The following is a 14,772-nucleotide window of genomic DNA, read 5'->3' on the forward strand; positions in this document are numbered from 1 at the left end:
ATAACACCGAACGACCACACGACTCACTGAATGACATGACGCCGTTAGAGTACCGAAATGCGGCATAAATTCTCTACGAGATGACTGTGTTATAAATGGGGTATTTACAATGAGGTTCCTGAAACTGGAATGATTTATTTAGAAAAAAGTGGTTCCACTCAGTACCAAATAACCCCTTCTAAAAGCGTAGTTGATAGTAATAGAGCGCATTACGATTATAGTTTGAGTAAGGCCCCATCTGGTACACACACACTAAAAGCGGATATTCATGATTCATTGGGTCATGTTTATACTTTTACCTATGGTGATATTACTATCTATGTTTTAAAAACGTTAGGCTTTACTTACGATCCAGTTAGTCGGGATGGTCAATTATTAGTCGAAGATAAAGGGGAAATACTCCGAGACATAAAAGTACAGCTTTTAGATGAAAAAGGAGGTAGTAAATATGACGTTACTCCTAGCTGCGCTCTTTCTCTTGAGATGATTAGGCAATGTTCATTTAACTTAAATGATGCACCTGAAGGGAGGTACGAGGCCAAAATTTCTTTAATTGATAATTTTGACTTTGATTTTAGTACTAAACACGGGGAAATCATTATTGATAAAACACCTGCGGACATTACTCACTCCATACCTAGAAATGGACAAGTTCAGTATGTATCAGATATATATTTTGAAGTGATAGATGAGTACGATACAGATGTGACGATTAAATCTATTACACTCTTTGATGATGAGTCTGGAAAAGAACAGTCTTTAGGCTGGGAAAAAACAGGTAACAAAATAGTTTTAGATCATTTTTCTATTTTTCCTAGCGCAAGCACTAATTCAAATTATCACATTAAAATAGAGACGGTAGACCACCAGCTAAATGAGTCAGAGTTAGTGGCTGATTTTTATTTCAAACCTAAGTCATTTTCCAATGAAACATTAAATGTACCTGCGTTATTGCATACATTTAACCGTCCAGATGGAAGCCCTGCTATTAGAACGGATAAAATCCGCTTATCTACAGGGGATGTGATAACAGGTCAGCATGATATTGTTGCTTCGCTTGATCGTAATGCTGAGCATCCAGTTGAAGTTAACGGGGTGCTTGTTGAGGCAGGTCAAACACGAGTTGTTGCATCAGGCTATAACTTTGACCGTGAGTACGGCCAATTAAAGCTGCCTGTAGTAGCGACAAGTGAAGAAGAAACAAACTCTCAACTACTTGTTTCCGTGGCAGCTCCTAATGCACCAGTAGGATTATTTGATCTTAATTTTTGGACACCAGCGGCTAAGATAGAATCTAATTCTTGGACATTTAAGCAAGTTATTGACCCTATCAATATGATGGTTCGTTCAGATAATAATTCTCTTTGTGCCATTACATCAAATGAACAAACTGCGCGGAGAGCCGACCCTTTCAATCAACCCTACTGTTTTATTGAATGGAATCAACTTCCTGAAGAGGTAACTCCCCAAACTAAAAGTGAAAACGGCCTTCAACATGCATCTTTAACAGGTCAAGCTGTAGAAGTAGGTACTCAAAAAATTAATTACAGTTTGTACATTCACAATGCGGCAGGTAGCAAGGTTCATGTTGAGGATAGTGAATATGAGATTGAGGTGGAAAGTGCATTTGGCTCAATAGCATTTGATGCTTTGCTGCCAGAAGCTCCTATATATAAGTTAATTGATGAGCTAGATGTTCGTTTTAAACAAATAAAAGGAAAAACTTGTCACCCTACCACTGATCAAAACCAAGCCGTCCGTAGTTCTTCGTCTGGTATCAGGGATCATTCTCTAACATGCTTTTTTGAGTGGAAAGAAACTCCACCGGGAATAGAGCAACTAGAATGGCTAACCCAGCCTCAAGCACGAGGGATTATTCCAGATGCGGGAGAGTTTGATTTCAAGTGGGAATTAAGTGTTTTTAGTCAAAAAGGGGTAAAGATTTTATTGGCGGATCAAACTCAACAGATTGAAGTAGTCGATCCTCCTGCCCCTGAAATAACCCTTGAAAGTAAATATCTACTTGAGGACGGAAAAACAGTAGTTATTCCTATCAATGAAAACTATGTGGGTGACGTATTGATTGAAGGGCAGCGCACCAACATGGACATTGAGATTCTACGCAATGAGCATGTGTTATACGATGAAAATGTTCAGGCTGGATTTGGAGGCTACCGAAACATTATTCAGCGACCTCTCAACGAAGATCGTGATAGTAGAACATTGTGGGGAGAATCTCTATTTAGTGTTAAATCTACTTATGAGTTAATGCCAGAATTGCTTGACGAAAAGTTTTACTCTGTACATTCTGCACCTGTTACGGGCGCTAAACCGTTTATTAGCTCACCTAATGAGTTTGCCTTAAATACCGATACACTACCTATTTATGTAGACATATTGGATCAGTATTCTCACCGTGATCCTTATGACATGGGGCGCATGGGGGAGTGGCAAGTACGAGTTATGCGTATCCCCTTGAGAGGCGATTTAGAGCCGATGAGTGACTTTATAGATATGGAGGAAGGTCACACTGAGCTTGATATAAATATTAGTGATATTGATGATGTACGTACATTACGTTTTACGTCTGAGGCTAAATTAATTCATGCCATTGACGGTTATGAGCGTACAGAAATGTCACCTCGTGTTTTGATTTTAAGTTTGCTAAGAGGTGATGCAATAGAAGCTGATATTACAAGTCGTACCTTATCAGGCCCTGCACCGTTAAGAGGTTCTTTTAAGATTGATTTAAAAGAGCGTGAAATGCAATCGGCAACGGGGGATATCGTATGGGAGCTAAGCAAAGATGGAGGTAATACTTGGGAGGAATACATTCCCGATGAACGTTATAAGTTCATTTATAACAATGTATTTGAAACAGGCACATACCATCTTCGTGCAAACATAACAAATCGTCATTCCGGTGCCAGTAGGTACACTGAGGTTATTGAAATAATTGCTTATGACAAACCAGAGTTACGTATTGAAGGCCCAACTATTCGTTTCGTAGGTGATGAGGTCGTCTTAACTGCAACTCCGGGTTATGAGTCTATTTCTAAGGGTGAGAAAGTATTTACACCTATTGAGTTAGGCGATACGGTAATTGAGTGGTCTACCGACAATGGTCGTACTTATGATCAGGAGGGGGATTCTATAACCTTATCCAGTGACTCTCAACAACGTATTATGGTAGCTGCACGAGTTCGTACAACTCATGCGCCAGAAGAGGATCGTTATGCGTTTAACGTAACAAAAACTTCTGTTGAGTTTAAGCCTATACGTTCAATAAGAGTCCGCATAACGGGGCCTTCTTTAGTCGAAGTAGGTAAAGAATATGAGTTTGAGGCTGTTACCTCATTGCCTTATCGGGGTATGGGTGACAGCATCTTGGGCTACTTCACATTGCCAAATGGTGAACAGGTCGAAGGTAAAACTCTTACTTATATACCTACAGACGATGACTTAGCGGGTGGTCGTATGGCTATTTCCTATCATGCATGGATTGAAGGGTATGAGGATCAAGGAACGGATGCCTCTCATACCTTACGTTCTAGTATATGGAAATACATCTGGCCAGATTTTGCTATGCACTATCAAGCTAATGCGCCTTATGCACCTGCCTTAGTGACGATGACTATTCGCCCAATGCAAGCCGTTGGAAATCGCTTAGAGGATGTGAAGTACGAGTGGACATTACCTGAGCCTATCGAGATGCTTGATGATTCTCGTGACATTATTCGTAAGTTTAATGTGCTAGAGGCAGGTAACTATACGGTGCGAGTTGTGATTACGGATGCTCGTGGTCATGAAGCAGTAATAGAACATCCTATGAGCCTTGAGGAATCAATACCCTATCAGTTAAACCTTGAGTTAAGCCCTGATAATGCCGGATTTAGAGAACCACTAACATTAACGGTGCGTCCACGTATTTCTGGTGGTCATCCTCGTGATCGTTTTGGCTCTTTGGAGTTTACGGTTGATGATAAGCCGGTGGAATCATTAAGTCGTTATGCCAAAATAGACCTTGAAAAAGGTGTTTATGATATTGGTGTGAAAATGATTTCACAAATGGGAGTTATCACTGAGGAAAGTACGCGAGTAGAGGTCTTTGAAAATCAAGTTCCTATTTGTACTGTTTCAGAACGTGAGTCTAGCACTTCCGTTAGATTCACGGCAGATTGTACTGATTCAGATGGGCGTATGCGTGGTTATGATTGGCAGTTAGGTGATCGTGAGCTGGTATCAGGCTCTAAGTCTATTACTGTTGGTAGGCATCGTTTAGAAGAAATCAATCAAATAACATTAGTAGGTATTGATGATTCGGGCGGTCGTTCTGAGCCTGTGGTTATTTCTATTAACTATCAATCAGAAGGAGTTGGTGAGGAATAACTCTAAATAAACTGTCTAGAGGTAAGCCACGCTTTCTGAACTTGCCCCAAGAAGTTGAACACCTATCCAACATTTTGGGGTCTTTTTATTGCTCAAAGTTAATTATGAATTCTCTAAGTCTAAGTGTTCAGTCTGTTCAAGAGCGTCATTACGTCTAGCATAAGCTACTAGTGCTTCATCTGAGCGCAACTCCCGAACAAAGTAGCCTGTCGATTTTTCTGAAATAAAGTAAGAGCCCTTACCATAAACAGCGACTTCTCTTTTTGTAGTGCTGAGAACTAGCTTTCTACCTTTAGATTTGAGCTGGTAATTAATACGCCGAATTAAGTCTTCTTTTTTCATTATTTATTGAAGAGGCTACTCGTCACACCACTACTATCTGTCCCCAATTAAAAACACAATGAGGCAACACATGGCTCCCATAAAGATAAAAGCCTTTGAGAGTAATTCAGATTCAATCATCTCATTCTTAAAAAGATACGAATAATTACATATAGTATCATTTTTGCTTTTTTAGCTCAAGAAAATAAATTACATCAAGATTAACTTATTCCCATTCTCTTTTAGTAGTGTATTCAAAGCCTTAAGATTGCTACAAACAAAACCTGCCGCATTCTTATGACCACCCCCATCAAAGTGAGTTGCAATTTGGCTCACATCCATATCACCATGAGAGCGTAGACTGCAAGAGATTAAGTCGTTTTCGTTTTCCTGCTCTTTTATGAGTAGCACAAACCCCCCGTGCTTGATGGCAATGGCTGCGCCTAGCTCGGAGTGATATTTTCGTTCCGCTTTAATAAAATGGCCTTTAATACCCAGTAATTCAATCGGTATGGCTGCTGAAACCTGCTCCAAGACTTCGGCCATAAACTGGCTATGTAACGCTTTCCCTTTGGAAACAATAGACTGGATTAGCTCTATATCATCTTCAATAATTAATTGGGTAAGCAAAGCTCGCACATCATTTGGTTTTTTATCGTTGAGTATGCCTGCGTAGAACCATTTGGTTTCTTTGAACTTAAATGACCAAATATCCCCATCAGAAATATATTCAATAATACGAGGGGCTGGCGTATCACCATGGATATACCTCCACGTTAATAGAGCCCCAGATTGTGTATTTTTCTCGTCAAATAGAAACGCAATGGCTAGTTTTTCTCCCTTGGCTAGTCGTTCTTGAAAGTATGCTACCGTACTAGCGGCTGAGATATGGTGATCGATGACGACCACCGAATTGTCATTATTAAGTAGAGTTTCTAACCAGAAAATAGATAGACAAATATCCGCCAGGTAGACCTTAGCTCCTGAGTAGGCATTTAACTTCGCTAGCAAGGTGCTTACGCCTTCTGGGTTTTTGGGGCTGTAGTCATTATGATCTAAGGGTAAGTAATCGGCGGAGTCACCGTACTTAGCTCTTAGTATGGCCTCACTGGCTATGCCGTCTAGGCAGTTATCGTGGGTGATGATTAGGGTGTTTTTAGGTTTCATTTTTTGGCCTTTAACTGAGCAACGTCCACAAATGTGGCCTGCCACTTTTAACGCATACTTGTTGAATAGCTTCTAACGTGCAACGCACATCATCAGCGGCTCTATGTCTAGTCAGTGCATTAATTCCATAAAATCGAATAATATCTTCCATCTTACGGCTTGTCACTCCTTGCGCTAGCCAGTCAATGGAGCGCATCGTACAGCGCCAGTTCATCCTTTCGGCATTGGGTACAACAGCACTAACAAAACGCTTATCAAAGCCCACGTTATGGGCTAGTACAAGTTGCGCATAACGTAGATTACTTTCTATGTGTGCTACATCTAAGGCTTGTCCTCGCAACTGATCCAGGCTAATCTCGTGTACTTGCTGCGCAAAAGGATTAATGGGTACGGTCGGCTCTTGAAAAGCAGAGTACTGGTCTAATACCTCCACAATTTCCCCCGTCATGGCGTCTACTCTAAATAGCGTGTGTGCGTATTCGATGATTTGATCGTTACGGCTCGTGCCGGTGGTTTCGGTGTCTAAAAGTAGGGCGATGGTGGTTTTGTTGGTGGGCATGGATTATTAGGGAATGGTTTAAGAAAGAGGTTAATTATATCTAGAAGCGTAGACTAAAATGCATGCTCTCGTGCTTCTTTTGCATTCCAGATCATCAGCTTTGATTTCGTTAGTTTGATAACGTAAGCTTGTTAGGCAATGATTTAAAAATTATATATAACAAATAATTAATAAAGAGACCTTGTAGTTATGAAAGTCTATTTCTCACATGGTAAAGAAAGTGGCCCTTGGGGCAGCAAAATAACCAGGTTAGCTGAGATCGCTCAGGCGCAAGGCTACGCCGTCGATAGCATCGATTATACGGGGGTGATGGATCCAGATCAGCGTGTTGAAATGCTAGTTGCGATTTTAAAAGAAGAGGAACGTGATGTGCTTCTAGTTGGCTCCAGCATGGGAGGCTACACCTCTTTAGTGGCTAGTCAAAATACAGAACTTAAAGTAAAAGGGCTCTTTTTGCTCGCACCGGCTTTATATATGCCGAGCTATAAAGAACAAGACTACGCCACAAAAAACACACAGATAGAAATTGTCCATGGCTGGTCTGATGACATCATCCCACCTGAAAATTCAATTCGATTTTCTAAGACTAACGATTCAAGCCTGCATTTAATTCCGGGTGATCATCGATTAAATTCTTCAATGCCTAGGGTTGAGCCCATCTTCAAGAATTTCTTACTTCACTTTTCATAAAAGTATCTATAGAGTCAAAGTAAACCATGGATCACTTAACCCCTGAAGAACGCCAATTGGTAAAGCACCTCGCGCAAAAAACGTCTTCTTTGAATGAGGCAAAAACGCTATTTCATCAATTACAACAACGCGTCGATGAAATTGTCTTTTATAAATGGGATCCTTTAGATTTCTCTGGCAGTAATTGGCCCAGAGACGAGTATGCACGCTATGTAGACGATATCCTTTTATTGGCCATCATGGAAGAGTCATCTCAACCCTTAGCCGAACACTTAAGTTATCTAGCAACGTTCTTTTTTGAAATGCCTGAAAACAAAGAACACGATATCAAAGTCGCTGATCTCATATTTTCTGTGGTAAATGCTCAGGATTATTACCCGGATCTGACTTATCTAGAGGTTGATTGAAGATAAGTTTAGAAAAAGCTAATTTGTTGATGTGTGATCAAAAATGAGTGAAAAACTGTATTACTTTAGCGTTTGAAGTGAATTGCTCGAGCTTACTTGCTTAAGATTCAATCGCTCTATCATTACCATCTAAGTCAATTGAGTAGTTAAGCCTATCGTTCACCAAATCAAAAAACAATACCTTTAACCGAACCTTTTTGTTGTGGTTAACACCTTCAAAGCTGTAATTTGTGCTGACGTCTCTTGTATTTTCAGTAGCTGGGTAAATAAGATAAATAACTTCGCATTCGCTGTCTTTTTCTTGATATTTGGTCGCATAGGCATAGATTTGATACATATCGGCTTGAGAAATACCAGCGTTTGATTTATTTGAGTCAAGTAGTTTCCATTTGGCATCAGCAACAATCTTCCCACTATCAATCACAATATCTGGCCTTAAAGCAAAGATTGGGTCAGTATCCCGTTTAGCTAGATGATATCTTCGATGCTGTAACGAGACGTGGCCTGAGCAGTACTTCTTGAAGTAAGCTCCCACATAAGACTCAAACAGCAGATTCATATTGAACAACAAAGAAAAGGCAACCGCATTGCCTTTGTGTGGAGTGAAACTGTTACCTAATAAAAACAATCGACTCCAGACCATCAGCTGCTCATAGTCCTTCATCTGACGGTTAAGTCTTAGCTTAGAGAAAGCGGTCTTAACATCACGCACCGCGTCAATGTCATCAAAAATAAATAAGGCTTCCCGAATACGTTGTTGGTTTCTTGAGGACGCTGAAAGCTTATAAAGTAGCAGCAAGGTATTTTTGATTAAGCGGTTTTCAAGTCGGTTGGGCAGGTAGTTATCAAACGCCACATAAAAACGTTCTTTATGTACTAAATTGTGTTTCAAGTTTTGCGAAAAAAGCAGTTTCCCTTTTAAAAAAGCTGAGTTTTCCTCACAAGGAATATAATCACTCCTTATCCCACGACGAATTAACTGCTCTGTGGCCTGCATGAACATACTAATAAATAGCTCAAGCAAGGGCATTTTATGTGTTTTCAAGCTGGCCGTATTGACTTGCTTAAATGGGCTGTCTCGCAAGGTTTTTAGCATGTTAATGACTATGCTACGTACGTCGTCATGGTTGCTATCACCTGTTTTACGGGCAATTTTCGGCAAAATTTCAACCGTTAAACCTTCTTTGAGTTGAATAACGCCAATATAATTTTGTGCTTGCAAAAACTTTTGATTACCTCTTTGCCCAAGCTTTAAGTAGTTGCTAGCATCTTCTAGCTCATTAGAAAGCACAAAAGCTTCCAACGCATCGAACTGGGCCTGGGTGACCGTTTTATAATGATCACCTAGATGTTCACCCGTGGTAATGCGTTGGTATTCCGTAATGATAAGGTGTTTATTGCTCGCCACTTACTTCCTTGTCTACTGTGCTTTTCATCTGAAAGTCACCTGTGATTTTTAAGTAAGCATTAACAGTGAACTCATCATTAATACGGTATTCTTTTACATCGCCCTGAAAGTCATCATAGTTAAACCCAAGCACCTTGGTACTATCAATAGGGCTTGAAGAGATAAAACAATCATTTTCATTTAATCCATACGTCTTTGGGTAAGCATTAATTTGAGATTGATGATCACCTAGCACCAGTTGAATTTTTTCCCAATCGTCATAGAAATACTCTTGCAGTAGTGGAATGATTTTATTGCGGAAAGCGTGATCTAAATCTGTCTTGTTTTCTACTCCCATTAGGTAGGAATGGCCAATTTGATGGTCGCGGTCATACAAATAACTGATGCGCGCATTGATTTTTTTAAGTAACTCACATAAATTTATACCTTCATCAGTAGTAATGGGTGAGCCATCTTCACCTTTTAATAAATCCGCATTAGGCATCATTTCCACAAACTCGAATCGGCGTCGCAGCGCTGTATCCATCAAAGCAATACTGCGGTCAGCTGTATTCATTGTGCCGATTATGTAAAGATTACTGGGTACACCAAACCCTTTATTATCATCAAACTCTTTGTCGCTGTAAGGTAAAGAAACACGTGTCTCCTCTACACCGTCTATTCGCTTGTTATCTTCAATAAGAGTAATCAACTCACCAAAAATCTTAGAAATATTACCACGGTTAATTTCGTCAATAATTAGTACATGATTTTTCTTATTCCGATTATCTGACTGGTATTTTACAAGCCCTTTTTTTTCAATTAGGTAGTTAACTATTCCTGAAACATACGTGGCGTTATAAATTCCTTTCCTAGTAGAGCTTTTATAATATTTCTCAATATTTTCAATAGATGCTGGATAGTCAGTATCTTTGTTTTTGCTTTTCTTTGGTTTTACTCGGAATGTTTTGCCATTCCTATAGCTAATAGTAAAAGTACCTAAGTCCAAAGCATCCTTTCCATCTGCCTCGCTACACTCTACCTTTAGTTCTTCTATTTTCTCATGAAAATCTTGCAGGGAGCCAGTTGTTAAAGCAGCATCACACATTGCTTTAAATATTCCACTCTCAATTTTATAGCTTATATTACTGTTGTCATTTACTGCTTCGATATCGGGCTTAATACCTTCTACAAACTCCTCATAACCATAGCTTTGATGGAAAGTAGTGAAAACAATTTGGCCTTCTTCGACTAGCTGGTTGTAGAGAATTGTTAAGACATCACGCCCCGTTTTACCTTGTAATAGCGCCTCACCAAACTGTCTTTTAGCTAAAGGTTCAATGGCTTCAATAAGGTTTTTTTCAGTTGTCTGAGGATTAATTCCGTAAATCGCGGATAGTGCACGGTTAACAGTGTGGTAGGTTTTTCCAGTACCTGGAGGACCGTATAGTATTTGGTTAAGCGGACTAAGTTTTTGCATGCTATCTTCTTTATCTTCACTATCACTAATTTCTACTGTATCAATACACAAGTTTTTGCTAAGTTTTTTTTTGGCTTTAATTTCATTCCATTTATCAAGAGCATAGTCCCAAATAGAAGTGTCTTTCTGATAGTTTGAAATAATTTCTTTATGTGCTTCCAGTATATTGTCTGAATAAACAGATAAAGCATCACGTGAGAAAATATCTACCATCGTCCCTTCAGGGGCATACATAAAAGCAATTTTCCATTTAAATACAGGCCAAAAAAATGGAGCATTTACTTGATCAATAGCATCTAAACTACCACTTTTTGTCGCTTCAACAATTTCTACTAGTTTTTCACGGATTTCTTTAAAAGCTGTGTCTAGGTCATTCCCAAGTAGGTTTCTCCAAACATAAATCTTATTAGAGTCTAAATAAACGTTCTTCGCCTCGTTTTGATTATTTCCGCGCTTATACAGACCAAATTTTTGTGAGCTTCCACCCCGCATGCTACCTATGTTAGGTGTATTATGTTCAATGTCATAACAAAATCCTTCCTGTTCGCCATTTGAAACATATTCTTCTACTGTTAATGTTTTTAAGCGTTCTAATGGCCACTTTTCTATAAATCCAGCCTTAGTATCACTAGCAGTCGTACCGTTTCTTTCATCACTTATTGACATTTAATCATCTCTTAACTTTAAGGTAATTGTCCTAATTCAACTCACAGCCATGCTATACAATGGTTTTTAATAATTGTTCAGTGCTGCATAACTGGTTAGATAACAAAACAAATTCAATTTTTGCTGCTGGTCTAAATTATTCGCCCCGCCACTACCTAAAGCGGAGTTTGCGACTACAATTGCTAAGGACTGGGCGCGGGAGATCGCGACATTGATGCGGTTTTTGTCGAATAAAAATTCCATCCCTCTGGGTGAGTCACTGGCATTGCTCGCGCACAAACTAAAAAAGACAATAGGGGCTTCTTGGCCTTGGAATTTATCTACGCTACCGACCTTTGCCTGCTCACCCAAAGCGCTTTGTAATAAGCCTACCTGCTGATTATAAGGGGCAACAAAAAGCATATCGTCCCAGCTAATAGGGCGGGTGCTACCGTCTTTGGCAGTAAAATCTCGACCTAGTAACTCATAGGCCGTCTTTTGTATGAGCGCTACTTCTTCTGTACTGGCTTGCGTGTTGCCTTCGTGGTCTACGGGTAGATAAACAATGCCGGCCTCTTGAGCCAGTTGACTTTGATAGTCTGTGGGAACGGTAACGGTTTGCTGATCATTCTGTGGGTCAGTATGCAGCTTGCCCTCGTAAACAGCCTGACTAATGAATTGATTGACCGCTGAATGCATGCGGTAGGTGGTATCTAAAAACACCCCTTTTTCTTCAGAAATAGTGGGCGTTTGGTGCAGTAGGTAATCGAGTATGGATAAGCCACTGTCTCCGGGATGCGTGCCTTGCGTGGGCTGCCCCAGCTGCATTTGATCGCCCATTAACACCAGGTTACTGGCAGCACGGCTCATGGCGAGTAAATTGGCCACTGCCACTTGTCCGGCTTCATCAATAAACAAATAATCGAATTGCCCCACCACATCCTCTCTGGCAAAGCCCCATGCCGTGGTCCCGATGACGCAGGGTTGATGCGTGTGATTCCTAATCTCAGCGTTTTTGATAATCTCAATACCCAGATCGGCAATGACGGGATCGGTGTCTTTAGCGCAAGCAAAGTACGCCGTTATATGCTGCTCTTGGCAGTACTGCGCAGCGCCAATCAGTAGGTTGTTAATCGCTTTATGTGAGTTTGAGCTAATGGCGACGCGCTTGCCTTGGCGCACTAAATCCGCAATTACATGCTTGGCTGTGTAGGTTTTCCCCGCACCAGGAGGCCCTTGTATGGCTAAATAGGAGTTGTCTAATTGGCTAATAGCATGAATGATTTGAGTTAAACGAGTGGCGGCATCGGTGGCTGAGGTGATGGGGTCTCCTGCTTTATGACCCTTAATACGAGGGTAATCACGCTGTAGAAAATCAAGGATGGCGCACGGGGCGATGTTTTCTGTATCACTTAACTCTCTCACCGTTGCTTCGATGGCTTCGGGAATCGGTTGTGGTCTTACGTAACTATCCGGTATGAGGCTGATTTGTGCGGGAGGTTCCTCTTTGGCTTGCAGTGCCACAATACCCGCTGCTAAATCCGAGTGATCTTTCATAAAGTTCACTTTCAGGGAATTACCTGCCTCGTCCACCTCGCCGGAAATATAATAGCTGGAGGCGGGTACGCCTTTGATATCCTGGCTGGTATCAAAAGAGTATTCATAAACCAGATTTCGGGCGCGAGGCGTGGGTTTAAACGCGGCTTTGCCAGTGCGTTTACCGAGAGCCAAACACTCCGCGTCATCAAACAGCTCTTCGGCTGTCATCGCCAAGCGATCAAATAGCGTCCAAAACACCGGTTTGGCTTCTCTACGGTGAAACTCCAAATACCAGGCTAGGTTTTCTTGTAATGTGGCAGCTTTTGGATCGGCTTCTTTGGTTTTTTGAGCCGCGTTTAATAAGTGATCGCGTAATTCAATTTTTGCGGTTAACTCTTCGGAAATCTCAGGCTCCACCCGCTCTTCACGGCCTAAGTAGGCTATTTCATGCTGAGCCTGCTGATTACGTAGCCACTCCGTTAACTCTTGGGTGCTATCGCAATCGTCGATGTTGTAAGCACGAAGATTGTTTAATATCTCAGAGGTCTGCCACGTATCCCCATCAGGTTGTTGGCGCCAGTTCTCATAGGCCACGACCGAGTCTGCGCCTCCCGTCACATCTGTACTGCGGGCTTCCCGGTAAATATACTCTACATTTTTAATGGAGTAGCTGGGTTCGCCAATGAGTACGCCTTGTCTCACCACCTTATATAAATCAACAAAGACCTCATTGCGCAGCAGTTGATCGACTTCCTCTTCACAGACGCCATAACGCCCCATTAATTTACGGCAGGCAGTGATCTCATAGCTGGCATAGTGATAAATATGCATGGTGGGATCTTGCTGCCAGCGTTCGTATACCCAGTGGATAAATGCTATGAAGGCTTGCTTTTCTTCTGCCGCATTATGCGCCCAAAAATCCTTAAACTGGCGTTTGCCTGAGTCATCAAAATAGGTGCAGCCCCAGAGATACTCCAGCCCACCTTCAACCAAAGGAAAGCCTTCAATATCAAAAAACACATCTAGCGCCGAGTCAGGCGGCAGCATCGCTAAGCCTTGTTTTCTATTCGGCTCAATGGGTAATACCTCAAAAAGCGGTTTTTCTGAGCCAACGGAGGCAATCTGTAATTGCGCCTGACGCACTAAACGCGCAAAGACCACGGGATTAAGATGGGGTACATGCTCGTTCTTGGTTTGCGCTAAGGCCGTCATGGTTGTGATACCGGCGGCTTTTAAATGCTTGATCTGTGAGCGGGTAATCGTGGCGACTTGTAATAAATGGTCGGCCTCAGTTAACAACGTATCGGCATACTCTCCCCACCGTCCCCAGCTAGTGGACTCAGCCGGATCAGGGCGCTGATTACTATCGAATTGCTTATGAAATTGCAGAAAGTCATCACGCACGCTTTGATAATAATAGTAGTAATCGTTTGTACGTAAACGCTCTTTTCTACCATCGCCCAACACCACGACAAAATGCTCAGAACGCACGCCTTGAATGCGTGCTAATAAATCTTGATAGCAGCAAAGCTGAATCGTAAAGGCGGGCTTTAACTCTTTGGAAAGTTTGGTATCCCACACTTCATAGTGATAATTCCCTAGCTCACTGGCGCCATCGACTTTAACAAGAAAATCCGCATAGCCAACAAAATTTTCTCCCGTTAAATACGCTTGAAATATCACCTCTACCCCCACTTCAATTGCCTCAAGCGTGGCTTTTTTCTTATCCTCTTTTTCGTCAATCATGGCAATGGACTTGCCTTGAGCTTTAAACGTTTCTAATAAAGCTTTTTCATGGCTAGCGCCTTTATCCTGGAGCATACTCATGAATGAGTCATCCGCATCCGCTTGCGCTACCTGATCGGGATTAACCAAAACCAAACGCTCCATCCACGAGGCAAAAGGACTGTCTACAAATTGCACTACGTCTGAGGGGGAAAAAACGAGACGGCTATTATCGTAATACATGGGGCTCTCTTAAGAGTGAGCGCAGGGCTAATCCAGTCTTTACTCACTGAAATATTTTGCCTTGCTATTTATTATCTTGTTACAGTGTATAGCGAAGAGTAGGGGGTATTGTCCACTTCCCCATTACTGACACAGTTCTAAACTAGAGTTTTCCAGTTGTTGTCGGTATACCGACGGGGGAATATCACCTAAACTTTCGTGCGTGCGCTCTTCGTTGTAA

The 14,772-nt window shown here is 41.4% G+C and carries 9 protein-coding genes; 3 read left to right on the forward strand and 6 right to left on the reverse strand.

Annotated elements, in window-relative coordinates:
* Window positions 1-129 precede the first annotated feature (129 nt).
* Window positions 130-4,389 carry an Ig-like domain-containing protein gene (locus AC2UZJ_RS12025; RefSeq protein WP_486950394.1) on the forward strand — a complete coding sequence of 1,420 codons (4,260 nt, stop codon included), beginning with the start codon at window positions 130-132 and terminating at the stop codon, window positions 4,387-4,389.
* A gap of 102 nt (window positions 4,390-4,491) precedes the next feature.
* Here AC2UZJ_RS12025 and AC2UZJ_RS12030 read toward each other — a convergent pair whose 3' ends face one another.
* From AC2UZJ_RS12030 to AC2UZJ_RS12040, 3 genes are all read right to left on the reverse strand, one after another.
* Window positions 4,492-4,731, reverse strand: coding sequence for a hypothetical protein (locus AC2UZJ_RS12030; protein ID WP_486950395.1), 240 nt, complete (start codon window positions 4,729-4,731; stop codon window positions 4,492-4,494).
* A gap of 189 nt (window positions 4,732-4,920) precedes the next feature.
* On the reverse strand, window positions 4,921-5,877 hold the full coding sequence (locus AC2UZJ_RS12035) for a DHHA1 domain-containing protein (RefSeq protein WP_486950396.1): 957 nt from the start codon (window positions 5,875-5,877) through the stop codon (window positions 4,921-4,923).
* 10 nt (window positions 5,878-5,887) lie between these two features.
* Complete coding sequence (locus AC2UZJ_RS12040; protein ID WP_486950397.1) at window positions 5,888-6,436, reverse strand: exonuclease domain-containing protein; 549 nt, start codon at window positions 6,434-6,436, stop codon at window positions 5,888-5,890.
* Window positions 6,437-6,625: 189 nt separating this feature from the next.
* On the opposite strand from AC2UZJ_RS12040, the gene AC2UZJ_RS12045 reads away from it, so the two are divergent.
* A complete protein-coding gene (locus AC2UZJ_RS12045) occupies window positions 6,626-7,126 on the forward strand; it encodes an alpha/beta hydrolase (RefSeq protein ID WP_486950398.1) in 501 nt (166 codons plus the stop codon).
* Window positions 7,127-7,152: 26 nt separating this feature from the next.
* Window positions 7,153-7,533: a hypothetical protein gene (locus AC2UZJ_RS12050; RefSeq protein WP_486950399.1), complete on the forward strand. Its 381-nt coding sequence runs from the start codon at window positions 7,153-7,155 to the stop codon at window positions 7,531-7,533.
* A gap of 100 nt (window positions 7,534-7,633) precedes the next feature.
* On the opposite strand, the gene AC2UZJ_RS12055 is transcribed toward AC2UZJ_RS12050, so the two are convergent.
* The 3 genes from AC2UZJ_RS12055 to AC2UZJ_RS12065 form a co-directional block, all read right to left on the reverse strand.
* The gene (locus tag AC2UZJ_RS12055) at window positions 7,634-8,941 is read right to left on the reverse strand and encodes an McrC family protein (RefSeq protein WP_486950400.1); all 1,308 of its coding nucleotides are present in this window, start codon (window positions 8,939-8,941) and stop codon (window positions 7,634-7,636) included.
* The gene (locus AC2UZJ_RS12060; protein ID WP_486950401.1) at window positions 8,928-11,066 is read right to left on the reverse strand and encodes an McrB family protein; all 2,139 of its coding nucleotides are present in this window, start codon (window positions 11,064-11,066) and stop codon (window positions 8,928-8,930) included. Before AC2UZJ_RS12060 ends, AC2UZJ_RS12055 begins: the two co-directional genes overlap by 14 nt.
* Before the next feature lie 66 nt (window positions 11,067-11,132).
* Window positions 11,133-14,552, reverse strand: a complete 3,420-nt coding sequence (locus tag AC2UZJ_RS12065) for a TM0106 family RecB-like putative nuclease (RefSeq protein WP_486950402.1) — start codon at window positions 14,550-14,552, stop codon at window positions 11,133-11,135.
* Window positions 14,553-14,772 lie beyond the last annotated feature (220 nt).

It is taken from the genome of Paenalcaligenes sp. DL 309 (assembly GCF_057475285.1).

Excerpts from the sequence above, each read along its gene's own strand:
- AC2UZJ_RS12025 (WP_486950394.1), top strand. The coding sequence starts at position 130 with ATGATTTATTTAGAAAAAAGTGGTTCCACTCAGTACCAAATAACCCCT.
- AC2UZJ_RS12030 (WP_486950395.1), bottom strand. The coding sequence starts at position 4,731 with ATGAAAAAAGAAGACTTAATTCGGCGTATTAATTACCAGCTCAAATCT.
- AC2UZJ_RS12035 (WP_486950396.1), bottom strand. The coding sequence starts at position 5,877 with ATGAAACCTAAAAACACCCTAATCATCACCCACGATAACTGCCTAGAC.
- AC2UZJ_RS12040 (WP_486950397.1), bottom strand. The coding sequence starts at position 6,436 with ATGCCCACCAACAAAACCACCATCGCCCTACTTTTAGACACCGAAACC.
- AC2UZJ_RS12045 (WP_486950398.1), top strand. The coding sequence starts at position 6,626 with ATGAAAGTCTATTTCTCACATGGTAAAGAAAGTGGCCCTTGGGGCAGC.
- AC2UZJ_RS12050 (WP_486950399.1), top strand. The coding sequence starts at position 7,153 with ATGGATCACTTAACCCCTGAAGAACGCCAATTGGTAAAGCACCTCGCG.
- AC2UZJ_RS12060 (WP_486950401.1), bottom strand. The coding sequence starts at position 11,066 with ATGTCAATAAGTGATGAAAGAAACGGTACGACTGCTAGTGATACTAAG.
- AC2UZJ_RS12065 (WP_486950402.1), bottom strand. The coding sequence starts at position 14,552 with ATGTATTACGATAATAGCCGTCTCGTTTTTTCCCCCTCAGACGTAGTG.